Origin of the sequence: Psychrobacter sp. JB385, assembly GCF_900163785.1 — a bacterium.
Classification (GTDB): Bacteria; Pseudomonadota; Gammaproteobacteria; order Pseudomonadales; family Moraxellaceae; genus Psychrobacter.
Map to the genome: position 1 here is coordinate 384980 of NZ_FUKN01000001.1, position 14266 is coordinate 399245.

A 14266-nucleotide genomic window follows, 5' to 3' on the forward strand; every position below is an offset into this window, starting at 1 on the left:
CTCACATTTATTCACACATTGATACGGCAGCACACTGGTAGCAACCCTCATATTATTCCTATACTAAACAGGATAAGCAGTAGGCTTATTAGAGTCGTATTCATCTATGACCTATGATTCAAAAGTGTAATAGAACTACCGCTATAGTTTAAAAATATATAAAAATCAAAAGTTTAATAATAACGACAATAGGAACAGATTATGAGTAATACTAACAATGATAGCTCGGACATCAATAAAGCAGCAGCGCAAGCAGACAGTCAGAAAATTGCGGACAATCTTGAAGAAAGTAAAGAAGTAAACACACCTGAGCCATTAAGTGAGGAAGAGCAAACCTCATTTATTGAAGATGACTTACGTACGGACAAATAGCTTAGATGGTTTTATATTGAATGATTTTATTCCCAATATAACTATTTAATGAACGTTTGAGTTATCAGCCTGAGGAGCAAGTGATGTTAACTAATAGTCATCCAAATGATGAAGAAGCTGTGCCAGTTAGAGATCCAGCGGCAGCGCATATCAATAATGCCAAAGACAGCTATGAAGGTCGAAAGTATCAGCCAAATATTGATGGACCTGAGCAAGATTCACAAGAAACAGATGAAATCTACGTGGATCCTCGTAAAGAAGAAGACTTGCCTGCTGGTGGCAAAAATGTTGCCGATTTGAATGCGTATGACTTAAGTCAAAAAGGTAATGAATAACAACAGCATATGATAAATCGTAAAATGTGCAAGCATTTTCGCCATGTGGACAAACCAATTTAATAATAATGATAAGGATACAATAATGGAAACCAAAGACCCAGCGTTAACCAAATCTCGAATTACAGAAACCGATGCGCATCATACAGAAGCTGAAAGTCGCACAATGGATACGCACCCTATTAATCATGATGAGATCGAAAAAAATATCACTGGAAACAAAGGCACAGATACTTTTACAGAAGATGTGGTTGATTCAGAACATGTCAATGATAATGACAATCCAGCACGCCAGCCTGATCGTCGTGATCAAGAGAGTAATGGCTTTGATGACAACATCAACGAAGATACTGTTGGTAGTGAAGCCCCTGATAGTTATAGCGTTAATGACATGAATCGTTATGCCAATATTGACAACGCTCAGACACGTGTACTGAACCCTGATCAAAAGAACAGCAACAGATAATGCAGGATGGCATTTCGGTAAGAAGCCATATCAATATGGAATACATACTAAGGAATGAAGATGAGCTTACCCGATGATGATAAACAACAAACGAATACTGGTTATCAGTTAAAAGATACAGGTGACAACAATGGTATCGTTCCTGATGATGCGTTGCAAAAAGTAAATCCCGCAGCGGCTGAAAGAGCTACTGAAGATCATGACCCGCACCATATTGCCAAAAATAATAAACAGTATGACAGCTCACTAATGGAAAGTGACAAATAACCGCGTACTATCAGCTAGGGCGTCTGTCTTCTAGTATTATCCATGTTATATACATTAATATATAAAGGTATAGTCACTGTTCCGAATACATCATTCGGAACAGTGACTATACCTTTTTTAACTGCACTAGTAATAAGCGAGCTGAGTGTGAGTTAGACAGGCTCGCCACTGTGAAAACGTAACTCAGTATCGGGGCTGGATATCAATTCAGCTTCTACTTCTTTAAAGAAAGCCACGCGCTCATCGATGCTGTCTTCTGACAGTGATTGCGCCAGTGCCAGATAATCCTCAAAATGGCGACTTTCTGACTTTAATAAATAGCGATAGTATTTTGCCAACCGCTCATCATTGATCACTTCTGCTAATGCTGCAAACCGCTCGCACGAACGCGCTTCAATAAATGCGCCGATAATGAGCACATCTATCATCGCTGCTGGCTCGTAAGTGCGCTTGTGTTTTAGCATGCCTTTGGCGTATCGCCCAGCACTGAGATACTCCCAGTCTTGTCCTCGATCATTCATGATACCAAGCACTTGCTCATAATGTAGCATCTCTTCTCTGATCAATTGCGCCAGCTTACACTGCAAGTCATAAGAGAACTCATAGCGGAACATCATATTCATTGCGGTACCAGCCGCCTTTTTTTCACAGTTGGCATGATCTTGTATGATCAAAGGCAAATTTGCAATCGCTGCATCAACCCAAGACTGCGTGGTTCTAGCGCCCAAAAAGTCGTAAACAAAAGACAAATCTACTTTGATGGGCGTGCGCAGTGTTGCGATATCAACGCTATCTTCTGCTACATTATTGCTGGTATCAACTGTGTCATTCATACCATTGTTAGTGACGTCGACAGGGTCAGGCCTTACATTTTTGATTTCTTTATTCATAGTATTGGTCATAGTTGAATGTGTTATGTCGTAATCGGGTGCAAATATTGAGCAAAGTATATTCTATTAGAACTTAGCTAACGATGATGATTTGCTTTACATCTATGTATCCATTTTCGACCGAAGAGTACGGGTAAAACGCTTTAGGACAGATGATGCATAGAGTATCATTAATATACAACCCCAATATTTACTTGGTGAATGGTGTTTTCTTGTTTATTTCTTTATTTGATAGTAGGATGAGATTTTGCTCTATTGTACTTAATTTTATTAACGACGTACTTTGATTGCCAGTCATATAAACTGATTAATAGGATTGAGTAGCAGTTACGTAATAAATGATGGGACATATTATAGCAATTGCCCCTACGATATAAAGCAGCAGACAGCAGGATGAGATCTGCTTATATCTATTTGAGTCAGAGCAATAGGTGCCATCTAAACTAAGGAGCACTGCCAAATCATCAAATATTTAATAGGGTAGTAGCCATTCGTATTAATACACTTCATGAATAGATAAGGATAACAACATGAGTCAGTCTTCTAACGCCAATCGTGTTCAAAAAGGCATTCTTGCCATCGACCAGCAGCTATATGACTTTATTGAAAACGAAGTACTGCCAAAAGTCGGTGTTGATTCAGAGAGTTATTGGTCAGGTTTTGAGAAAGTTATCAAAGAGTTTACGCCACGTAATAAGGCTTTGTTAGAAACCCGCGACAAAATCCAAGCACAGATTGATCAGTGGCATCTACAACACCCTGCCAAAGATGGTCAAATCGATTATCCTGCTTATAAAACGTTCTTGCAAGATATTGGGTACTTACTGCCAGAAGGCGATGATTTTGCGGTTAGTACAGAAAACGTTGATGACGAAATCGCACATATTGCAGGACCTCAGTTGGTCGTACCAGTACGTAATGCTCGCTATGCACTAAATGCCACCAATGCACGCTGGGGCAGCTTATATGATGCCTTATATGGTACAGACGTTATCAGCAATGATAATGGTCAAGAAGCGAAGGGCAGCTATAATCCAACTCGCGGTGCGGCTGTCGTCGCTTACGCCAAGCAATTTTTAGATGACAATTTTGCTTTAGCCACGGGCTCATATACGGATGTGACAGGTTTTAAAGTGGTTGATGGTCAGCTTGAAGTGACTCAAGGTGATGGTCGTACGACATTAAAAGATACTAGCAAGTTTGTCGGTTTTGTCGGTGACGCTGAACAGCCTACTGGTGTACTACTAAAAAATAATGGCTTGCATGTGGAGATTCAGATCGATGCCAGCCATCCGGTCGGCAAAGATGACCCTGCTCACATCAATGATGTACTCCTTGAGTCAGCGATTACCGCTATTCAAGATTGTGAAGACTCTGTTGCTGCGGTCGATGCAGAGGAGAAAGTAGAGGTATATCGCAACTGGTTTGGTTTGATGAATGGTGATTTGCAAGAGACCTTTGAAAAAGGCGGCAAGACGCGCACGCGTAAGCAAAATCCTGATCGTGAATACAATACACCAGATGGTGGCAAGCTTATCTTGCCAGGACGCTCATTGCTATTGATACGCAACGTCGGTCATTTAATGCAAAACCCGGCTATTTTGGTCGATTTGGGTAATGGCTTAGAGGAGATCTTCGAAGGCCTAATGGATGGTATTATTACTCCACTATTGTCGCTCAATGATCTTAATGGTAGAAACGAATTATCGAATTCGCGTAAGGGCTCCATGTACATCGTTAAACCAAAAATGCATGGTCCTGAAGAAGTCAAAATGGCCAATGATTTTTTTAATGCCTCAGAGGATTTGTTAGGCTTAAAACGTCACAGTCTTAAAATTGGAATTATGGATGAAGAGCGCCGCATGACGGTAAATCTAAAAGAAGCCATTCGCCAAGCAAAAGAGCGCGTAATTTTCATCAATACAGGCTTTTTGGACCGTACAGGTGATGAGATGCATACCAGCATGAATGCAGGTCCATTTGTGCCAAAAGGGGAGATGAAATCACAAGCTTGGCAACCCGCCTATGAGCAGTGGAACGTCGACATTGGTCTAGAAACAGGTCTACAAGGACATGCCCAGATTGGTAAAGGCATGTGGGCAAAACCTGATGAGATGAGAGAGATGATGGAGACCAAAATGGCGCATCCTCAATCGGGTGCTACGACGGCTTGGGTGCCATCACCCACAGGCGCCACCTTACATAGTATTCATTATCACCAAGTAAATGTCGCAGACGTACAGGATCGTTTAAAGTCTCGCGCACGCGCAAGTTTGGATGATATCTTGACCATTCCATTGGCCAAAGACAACAATTGGACAGTAGAGCAAAAACAACAAGAGCTTGACAACAATGCGCAAGGGATTTTGGGTTACGTTGTACGCTGGGTCAATCAAGGGGTTGGATGCTCTAAAGTGCCCGATATCGATGATGTGGGTCTAATGGAAGACAGAGCGACTCTACGCATATCAAGCCAGCACATCGCTAACTGGCTGCATCATGGCGTGGTCAATGAGCAGCAGGTGATGGAGACAATGAAGCGCATGGCCAAAGTCGTTGATGAGCAAAACGCAGGCGATGATGATTATCAACCGATGGCAGACAATTTTGATGGCTCTTATGCTTTCAAAGCCGCTTGTGATTTGATATTTAAAGGACGCGAGCAACCCAGTGGTTACACTGAGCCATTATTGCATAAAGCCCGTCTCGATTTGAAGGCAAACTGCTAAGCTTATTTTTCTTTATTACCCATCGTAAATAGAATATATCGCTTTTGTTAGCACTATTTATTCATGAATAAATAGTGCGTTATTCGCGATGGTAAAAGTATATTCGTTAAAGTGGTTTCAATTTATTAGTAATAATATTAATCAATAAAACCCTTATCTAGTTGACTAGATAGGGATTTTTTTTGGCGCCTTAGCTATTGAGCAACAAATTTTTGGTGAATAATTTATAAGTTTAAAAAGAGAAAAAATATGTTGCAAATTATGTCAAAGTTGTTATGCTTGTACTCGAAGTATGAGTTTGGTAACGGATGTTACGCAATAGACCGATAAAGACCTTAGTTTACATGGCAGTTACGTATTTTAATCATAGTTATGTAAGTCATGGTTTTTTCATCTTACTGTAATATAACTTCGCCACACTTGTTTCTGACTAATCTCGGTAGCCAGTTACACATTATATCTTTGAGGATTTGTGACGATACCATTGTGAGCACCAGCTAATAATAGCTCGCTTATTACTAAAATTGTAAAGTGGAGATACCCCATGAAAAAACTACTTTTAGCTACAACAGTTGCTGCCCTATCTGTATCTGCAGCCAACGCAGCTCCAACTGTCTATGGTAAAGCATTCTTAGCTGCTGACTATGTGAACGCTGACTTTGATTCACGTGTTGTTGGTGGAGATGATTTTGATGAAGACACAGTAGAAATCAACTCTCATGCTTCACGTGTGGGTTTTAAGGGTTCTGAAGCTTTGACTGCTAATACTGATGTTATTTATCAGTTGGAATATGGCACGCGTGTTGATGGTGACAAAGATGGTTTCACTAACCGTGATACGTATCTTGGTTTAGCCAACAAGCAGTATGGTGAGTTTCGCGTTGGTAAAAACCAATCTAGCTTAGACAAAATTAACAATGTTGTTGTTAACCAAGGTTACTGGGATAACCTAGGTAATAACGATACAGAAAGTGAAGTTGTTGACGCGTTAAATATGGCGGATAGTAACCGTATCCCAAGTTCAGTTCTTTGGACGTCACCAAAGTATGATGGTCTACCATTACAAATGTTTGCAATGTACAACTCTGATGATGATGACTACAATAATAATTCTGGCTTTGGTGTTGCTGCAATGTTTGATCAAGGCACAGGCTTCACTGCTGGTGTAGCATATGACAAAGATCAAAACATCGACGGTGATATCATCCGTGGTACTGCTAGTGTTGATCTAGGCAAATACATCGCAGCCCCTGTAACACTTGGTGCTCTATATCAAGTTGCTGATTATGACTATGCACGCGATACTAAGAAAGAAAAAGGTTTGGTTGTTAGCGCTATCATGGGCCTAACTAACTTTGCTCGTCCAGCGAACGTATATGCACAGTACAACAAAACTGACAACTTAAATGGCTGGGATGGTTCAGACTCAGATCAGATCGTTGTTGGTGGTCAGTACTTCTTTAAAGACAACATCATTGCTCATGCCTATGCTGGTGTAAACAGTGCTGATGATCTTAAGACACTTAATACAGACAGTGGTATGGTAGTTACTAGAGGCGATGCCGAAGTAGTTGTCGTTGGTACTGGTCTAGAATACAAATTCTAATCTAATCATTAGAATCTGATTATAAAAACTCATCCTTCGGGGTGAGTTTTTTTTTGATATTATCCAACAAGTTTTGCTAGATATAACAGGGCGATTGAAAAACGCATCTTAAGATTTTTAGCATTATAGAATTAGATATTATAAGACAAAGGTATTTTGATGAAGCGCTTATTTTTAATGACAGGCATGACAATATTGCCTTTAGCTACCGTACATGCTGCACCTGAGATATACGGCAAAGCTTTTTTGACCACTGATTATAGCGATATTGGCGTCAATAATAATGGTCGACAAAATCGTTTTGAGCGTACTGATAGCGACTTTGTACAGATCAACTCAAATTTCTCACGATTGGGTATTCGCGGATCTGAAGCACTGACCGATGACACAGAAATAATCTATCGTTTAGAGTACGGTACTCAGATTGATGGCTCTGGTGATAGCGCTTTTAACAGTCGAGACACGTATCTGGGCGTTAAGAATAAAAACATTGGTGAGCTGCGTGTTGGACGTAATACGTCAGTACTAGGCTATGCTTATGATCCGATGGTGGCACGCGCCTACTGGGATAACTTGGGTAAAACCACGCTTGATTCAAATAATACTGTCTCAGCGCTTAACATGCTCGATTATACTCGTAAAAACAATTCTATCGTATGGATTGCACCGAAATTTGAAACCGTTCCTGTTGACCTAGTGATGCAGTATGCCACCAATGAAAACAGTGATGATCGCGGTGCTGGTTTTGGTGCTTATGCAAAATACTCGTCGAATAAAGGTATTACCACTGGACTTGCTTTTAGTCGAGACATTGAGGCAAACGGTAGTATCAATGCACTGGATTTTGCCACCGATAAAAACGTTGACGGACAAGTTAACTACGGCGGCGATGTTATTCGCGGTACGATGACGTTGGATATTGATCATTATATTGATATGAAAGCACCTATAACACTTGGCGCCGTTTATCAACAAGCTGATTATGATTTTGAAGAGGCGAGCATAGAAAAAGGGTTAATTGTCAGTGCTAATATGCATTTAAAGCAGTTTGCTCATCCGGCCTCAGTTTATCTTCAGTACAATCAAACTGATAATTTAAATGGTATTGGTAATAATGAGTCCAAACAGATGGTGCTCGGCGGTGAGTATGAATTTAAAGACAATATCATTGCCCACGCTTATATTGGTCAAAACTCAACTGACTATACCAACCCTATGGATGAGACACGTGAAGTGGCCGATATCAAGGTAGTGGCCGCAGGCGGCGGACTAGAGTATTTGTTTTAATAAATTTTTTATTTAAAGTGAGTCACTATATTTAGATGGTTATCGATTGAATTGAGGACGTGCTCTAATTAGGACAATTTTAATAAATACGAATTAAGTGCGAAGAGTTTAAAAGAGTTTTTGTTTTGCCCTATATTTTATGGCGTATTTTTAGTAAAATCCTTCTTTACCAATTACCGACAGAATACTATGACCAAGTTTATATTTGTGACCGGTGGGGTAGTGTCCTCACTAGGAAAAGGTATCACCGCAGCCTCTCTTGCAGCGGTCTTAGAAGCCCGTGGCGTGACCGTCACAATGACCAAAATGGATCCGTATATTAACGTCGATCCAGGGACGATGAGTCCGTTTCAGCATGGCGAAGTGTTTGTCACCGAAGATGGTGCAGAGACGGATTTAGATTTGGGCTATTACGAGCGCTTTTTACGTCATTCAAAAATGAGTAAGAGCAACAACTTCACCAGTGGTCGTATCTACCAAAACGTTCTCAATAAAGAGCGCCGTGGCGAATATTTGGGTGGCACGGTACAAGTTATCCCTCACATTACTGATGAGATTAAAAATAAAATCTTGGCAAGTGGCGTGGGCTACGATATTGCTATCATTGAGATTGGTGGTACCGTTGGTGACATCGAGTCTTTACCTTTTATGGAAGCCGTGCGTCAGATGCAAGTAGAGCTTGGTCGTAATAGAGCCATGCTTATGCATCTAACGCTGGTTCCTTATATTGCGAGTGCAGGCGAAACCAAAACCAAACCAACGCAGCATTCAGTAAAAGAGCTGCGTTCTATTGGCTTGCAGCCTGACATCTTGATCTGCCGCTCTGATCACCATATCTCACAAGACAACCGTCGTAAGATTGCTCTATTCACCAACGTTGAAGAGCGTGCGGTCATCATGTGTGAAGATGCGCAGAGTATTTATCAAATACCGCGTACCCTCCATGAGCAAGACCTTGATGATCTTATCTGTGAGCGTTTTGGTCTTAATGTGCCAGAAGCGGATTTGAGCGATTGGGACAAAGTTGTCGAAGCCCAGCTCAACCCTGAAGAAACCGTGACTGTGGCAATGGTTGGCAAATACGTCGAGCTACCTGATGCTTATAAATCGATCAATGAAGCGTTGCTACATGCGGGTATCACGCACAAGCTTGATGTAAAAATTGACTATATTGATGCTGAGCTTTTAGAAAGCGATGATAGTCTGTTTGCTCGTTTGAGCCAAGCTGATGCAATCTTAGTGCCTGGTGGTTTTGGTGAGCGTGGTACCAATGGTAAAATAAAAGCCATTACTTATGCCCGTGAAAACAAGGTTCCGTATTTGGGTATCTGCCTTGGTATGCAGTTGGCTGTGATCGAGTACGCTCGTAATGTGCTTAACATTGATGCCAATTCTTCTGAGTTTGATCGCAAAACCGCAGAGCCTATTATCGGTTTGATCACTGAATGGTTGGATGAGCGCGGTGAACTACAGATTCGCAGCGATGATTCTGATCTTGGTGGTACCATGCGTCTGGGCGCACAGCAAGCCGAATTGGTTTCTGGCAGTAAGCTGAGTCAAATCTATGGCGCAAGCAATATCACTGAGCGTCATCGTCATCGTTATGAGATGAACAACCGCTATATAGAGCCACTAGAGCAATCAGGGATGACGATTTCAGGCTATTCTGCCAAGCAGCATTTGGTAGAGTCTGTAGAAATCTCTGAGCATCCATGGTTTATCGCGGTACAATTCCATCCAGAATTTACCAGCTCACCACGCGGTGGTCATCCGTTGTTTAATAGCTTTGCAAAAGCAGCAAAAAATTTCAGCGATACTAAGTAATTGTTAAATATAAACAACTCTTAGAACTGTATTGCTCTATTGGTTTTAAAAAAGACGGATCTTCGGATCGGTCTTTTTTTTGTGCTTATATTTTTGTGTTTGTGTTTGTGTTTGTGTTTGTGTTTGTGTTTGTGTCTGGGTAAAAGGTTCTAATTTTAGAGCAGCAATTACTGCGAATCTTAGGTAATTACGCTTGTATACTTTTTTTAACGGCGCTATCGGTTACAATGTGGGATAGAAAGTTTGATAACAATAATGAGGAAGCTTTTTAATGGAAAATTTATTAACAGCACAATCACATATTGATCTGAGCACACCCGACAACAAAACCATCCATATTGGCAACGATCAGCCGTTTGTATTATTTGGCGGCATGAATGTATTGGAATCAAAAGAACTTGCGTTTGAGATTGCTGAACAATACGTCGAGATATGTAAGCGCTTGGGTATTGGCTACGTGTTTAAAGCCAGTTTTGATAAAGCCAATCGCTCAAGTTTACATTCTTATCGTGGTCCTGGACTCGAACAGGGTATAGATTGGTTGGGTCAAATCAAAGAAAAATTCCAAGTACCCATCATCACAGATGTGCATGAGCCTCATCAAGCCGCACCAGTCGCTGAGGTGGCGGATATCATTCAGCTTCCAGCGTTTTTGTCACGTCAGACAGATCTGGTACATGCGATGGCTAAGACCGATGCGATTATTAATATCAAAAAAGCGCAGTTTTTAGCCCCTCATGAGATGCGTCATATTGTCAATAAATGCCTTGAAGGCGGTAACGACAAGCTCATACTTTGTGAGCGTGGCAGTGCTTTTGGTTATAACAATCTGGTCGTGGATATGCTGGGCTTTGATACGATGAAGCAGATGGATATACCAGTGTTTTTTGATGTGACGCATAGCTTGCAGCAGCCAGGCGCACGTAGCGATAGCGCGGGTGGTCGCCGCGAGCAAATCACAACATTGGCACGTGCAGGTATGGCTACAGGATTGGCGGGGCTGTTTTTAGAAGCGCATCCGAACCCAGAAGTTGCGAAATGTGATGGTCCTTGTGCGTTGAGAATGAACCAGTTAGAGCCGTTTTTACGTCAGCTTAAGCAGATTGATGACTTGGTTAAAGGTTTTGAGGTTCTCGATACGCATTGATGAGGTAGGAGATAACACCATGGCAATCAAAACTGCGCAGGTAAGTATTGAAAACATTGATGATGCCAACGGATTAGATAGTGTGATGACAGCCCTAAAAAATATCTCGGGCGTTACGGACATTGAGCTGGATACGGCAAGTCACACGGCTCATGTACGCTATGAGGATACAGATACGAGCATCCATGCTTTGACGGCTGCTATTAGTATGGTGGATTACGTCACTCAGCCATTCCCAATTGATGCACCGCAAAACCCACACTATCATGATTGAGCTTTGTAGTTACTAACAATACTGATTTAGTAGTATTGATAATTTAGTAGTGTTAATAAACAGGTAAAAGATAAGATTATTCACCAATAAAAATAAGGAGCCTACTATGGCAGACCAAACACGCATTATTAAAATCGAAGGTATGACTTGTGGTGGCTGTGTTGCAAGCGTTCACCATGCTACCGCAGATATTGATGGTTTGAATGATATCAGCATTGAGCTTGCTGACAATCAAGCTACAGTCACCTTTGATGACAGTAAGACAAGTGCAGAAGCCATTGCTGCGGCTATCGATGACGCAGGCTTTGATGCGACCGTTGCCAATTCATAAGTTTTTTCCTTTATTTAACAACCAGCTGTCATGGCTGGTTTTTTAGTGATTAAAAATTGGCACTGACTGTTTACTTTTTTAAGACGAACTGACTATAAGCGGTTCTGACAAAACCGATAGCTTGAGAATGTAATAGCTGTTTGATTTAAATCTCTCCACCCATTGTTGTTTTTATGGCTTATACCTTTGCGTAAACGCCATGACGAGTCCTATTTATGAATGATTCCCATACTGATAACCATCACACCTACGACGTCGATACCGATATTCAATCCAATACAACGCTCACACCAAAGCGTGCCCATCTACAACTTGCGATTGAAGGTATGACATGTCAGGCATGCGCCTCACGTATCGAAAAAGTCTTGAACAAAAAGCCTTCAATACATGAGGTTAATGTAAATTTTGCAGGCGAGACGGCCAATGTGGACTATGATCCTGCGCAGACGACGCCAGAGCAGATTACAGAATGGGTGAACAAAACGGGTTTTGTTGCCAATTTGCAGGCAGCTGACAGTCTTTTTTCACAAACCGATGAAGATACAGCCACGCAGTATCCATGGCGTTTGATTGGATTATGGATTTGCTTGCTGCCGTTTTTAGTCGGTATGGCTGGCATGCTGACAGGTCAGGGAATGGCTTGGATGCCTGCTATTTGGCTTCAGTTTGTTTTAGCCACGATTGTACAGTTTGGTTTTGCCTTACCGTTTTATAAGAGTGCATGGGCCTCAATCAAAGGCGGTCTTGCCAATATGGATGTGTTGGTCGTCATTGGCACAGTGACCATTTGGGCGTATTCAACTTACCTGTGGCTCACTCATGGTGATGGCAGCTTAAACAGCTTATTGCAAAGCAATCAGATGGTTGGTCATGGTACTGACCATGGCCCTGCTGTTTATTTTGAAGCAGGTGTGATGGTTATTGCCTTTGTGCGAACGGGTAAATATTTAGAAGAGCGTACCAAAAAGCACAGTTTAAACAGCATTGATTTGTTATTGTCATTAACGCCAGATGAGGTCGAGCGCCAACAGCCCAATGGTGAGTTTCATTCTGTTGCCCTCAGAGACATTCAAATAGGAGATATTCTACGCGTCAAGCAAGGCAGCCGCGTGGCCACTGATGGGACAGTTATCGATGGGAGTGGCTGGTGTGAGGAAAGTCACTTAACTGGTGAATCGGTACCACTCAAAAAAGATGTGGGTGATGAGCTGCTGGCAGGAGCATTGCTGGAAAATGGTAGTTTGCTGTATCGCGTCAGTGCCAAAGGCAGTGATACCAAATTGGGCGATATGGTACAAGCATTGAGTGAAGCCCAAGGCTCAAAAGCCAATCTGGCACGTCTTGCGGATAAAGTAACGGCCATTTTTGTGCCTGTCGTGATCGCCATTGCTTTAGTCACTTTTGGATTGACATGGTGGCTGACAGGAATGATAGATACGGCCTTGATGCATGCCGTATCGGTCTTGGTTATTGCTTGTCCTTGTGCATTAGGGCTGGCAACACCAGCCGCGATTATGGCTGGTATGGGTGTCGCCGCGCGTCATGGTGTCTGGTTTAAAGATGCTCAAAGTCTAGAAGCCGCTGGCAATGTCGATACGGTGGTGCTTGACAAAACTGGCACCTTGACGATGGGTAAACCTACGATTGTCGATCAAGTAATGGTCGATAAATCATTAGCCACTGACGATGTCTTACAAATTGCAGCAAGCGTTGAGGCTCACGCGAGCCATCCGCTAGCAACCGCACTCATCAATGCAGCTGCCAAACGTGATTTGCCATTACTGCCTGTGAGTGACATCAATGTCATAAAAGGGGCTGGTATTCAAGCACAGATCGATGGGCTTGGAGTGATTAAAGTGGGTACAGCAGAGTTTGCAAGTCTCACGCTACCCAAGTTTATGCCAAAAGCATGGCAAGTTGCCAGTACAGTGGCAGTCAGTATCAACGATGAACCACTTGGTGCCTTTGCATTGGCTGATGATTTAAAAGCCGATACGCCGCAAGCCATTACTGCATTACAAAATGCTGGTCTTCAGGTGATTTTGATGAGCGGTGACAAGCAATCTGTCGTTGATCATGTCGCAGGGCAGCTCGGTATCGAACAAGCATATGGTAAAATGAGTCCACGTGACAAAGCTGGTCAAATTGCGCGATTACAAACCGCTGGTCATAAAGTGGCTATGGCGGGCGATGGGGTAAATGATGCACCTGCAATGGCAACTGCAGATGCCAGCTTTGCTATGTTCGAAGGGACAGATGTGGCGCAGCACAGTGCTTCTGCTCGGTTGATGGGTGAGTCGCTCATGCATATTGATGCGGCGCAAAAAATCGCGCAAGCAACGCTACGCAATATCAAACAAAACCTATTTTTTGCTTTCATTTATAACTGTCTGGGCATTCCACTTGCCGCATTTGGATTCTTAAATCCGATGATTGCAGCGGCTGCGATGGCACTTAGCTCCATCTCAGTACTGATGAATGCACTACGGTTGACACGGTTTAAAACCAAGGTAGCGCTCGACAATACAGTCTCTGCTACGCATACTAAGACGACTCCTCCCAAAACAGTCTGATGACGATGCTTTTTTTAACAACAGGTTATATCGAAGCCAGACTATCACAGCAGACAGTTAGGTTTGGCTAAGATGCCTATATTTAAAATTAGGGCTGCAAGTCAGTGTAAGATAAGGGAAGTTTGATAAAAAATATGCTATGATGCCAAGCAATATAGCTGGCTG

At 42.2% G+C, this 14266-nt stretch carries 13 protein-coding genes; 12 read left to right on the forward strand and 1 reads right to left on the reverse strand.

What is annotated here, in order from left to right; genetic code table 11:
• Window positions 1-201: 201 nt before the first annotated feature.
• The 4 genes from CZ794_RS14040 (at window position 202) to CZ794_RS01690 (ending at window position 1440) form a co-directional block, all read left to right on the forward strand.
• Window positions 202-372, forward strand: a complete 171-nt coding sequence (locus CZ794_RS14040; protein ID WP_179207214.1) for a hypothetical protein — start codon at window positions 202-204, stop codon at window positions 370-372.
• Window positions 373-455: 83 nt separating this feature from the next.
• Complete coding sequence (locus tag CZ794_RS01680; RefSeq protein WP_087039901.1) at window positions 456-707, forward strand: hypothetical protein; 252 nt, start codon at window positions 456-458, stop codon at window positions 705-707.
• A gap of 85 nt (window positions 708-792) precedes the next feature.
• Window positions 793-1173, forward strand: coding sequence for a hypothetical protein (locus tag CZ794_RS01685; RefSeq protein WP_087039902.1), 381 nt, complete (start codon window positions 793-795; stop codon window positions 1171-1173).
• A gap of 60 nt (window positions 1174-1233) precedes the next feature.
• Window positions 1234-1440 (forward strand): hypothetical protein, encoded by a 207-nt coding sequence (locus CZ794_RS01690; RefSeq protein WP_087039903.1) that lies wholly within the window; start codon window positions 1234-1236, stop codon window positions 1438-1440.
• 152 nt (window positions 1441-1592) lie between these two features.
• On the opposite strand, the gene CZ794_RS01695 is transcribed toward CZ794_RS01690, so the two are convergent.
• Complete coding sequence (locus CZ794_RS01695) at window positions 1593-2273, reverse strand: tRNA-(ms[2]io[6]A)-hydroxylase (RefSeq protein ID WP_179207222.1); 681 nt, start codon at window positions 2271-2273, stop codon at window positions 1593-1595.
• 587 nt (window positions 2274-2860) lie between these two features.
• Between CZ794_RS01695 and CZ794_RS01700 the strand changes: the two genes are divergently transcribed.
• The 8 genes from CZ794_RS01700 to CZ794_RS01735 all read left to right on the forward strand — a co-directional run bounded on the left by CZ794_RS01700 (window position 2861) and on the right by CZ794_RS01735 (window position 14101).
• Window positions 2861-5059, forward strand: a complete 2199-nt coding sequence (locus CZ794_RS01700) for a malate synthase G (protein ID WP_087039904.1) — start codon at window positions 2861-2863, stop codon at window positions 5057-5059.
• Window positions 5060-5603: 544 nt separating this feature from the next.
• A complete protein-coding gene (locus CZ794_RS01705) occupies window positions 5604-6665 on the forward strand; it encodes a porin (protein WP_087039905.1) in 1062 nt (353 codons plus the stop codon).
• A 159-nt stretch (window positions 6666-6824) separates the two neighbouring features.
• The gene (locus CZ794_RS01710) at window positions 6825-7952 is read left to right on the forward strand and encodes a porin (RefSeq protein WP_087039906.1); all 1128 of its coding nucleotides are present in this window, start codon (window positions 6825-6827) and stop codon (window positions 7950-7952) included.
• A 189-nt stretch (window positions 7953-8141) separates the two neighbouring features.
• Window positions 8142-9776: a CTP synthase gene (locus tag CZ794_RS01715; RefSeq protein ID WP_087039907.1), complete on the forward strand. Its 1635-nt coding sequence runs from the start codon at window positions 8142-8144 to the stop codon at window positions 9774-9776.
• 271 nt (window positions 9777-10047) lie between these two features.
• Window positions 10048-10923, forward strand: a complete 876-nt coding sequence (gene kdsA, locus CZ794_RS01720) for a 3-deoxy-8-phosphooctulonate synthase (protein ID WP_143515687.1) — start codon at window positions 10048-10050, stop codon at window positions 10921-10923.
• A gap of 19 nt (window positions 10924-10942) precedes the next feature.
• On the forward strand, window positions 10943-11197 hold the full coding sequence (locus tag CZ794_RS01725) for a heavy-metal-associated domain-containing protein (RefSeq protein ID WP_087039908.1): 255 nt from the start codon (window positions 10943-10945) through the stop codon (window positions 11195-11197).
• Between the two features lie 106 nt (window positions 11198-11303).
• Window positions 11304-11528, forward strand: coding sequence for a heavy-metal-associated domain-containing protein (locus CZ794_RS01730; protein WP_087039909.1), 225 nt, complete (start codon window positions 11304-11306; stop codon window positions 11526-11528).
• 215 nt (window positions 11529-11743) lie between these two features.
• Entirely contained in the window at window positions 11744-14101 is a 2358-nt protein-coding gene (locus CZ794_RS01735) for a cation-translocating P-type ATPase (protein ID WP_087039910.1), read from the forward strand.
• Window positions 14102-14266 lie beyond the last annotated feature (165 nt).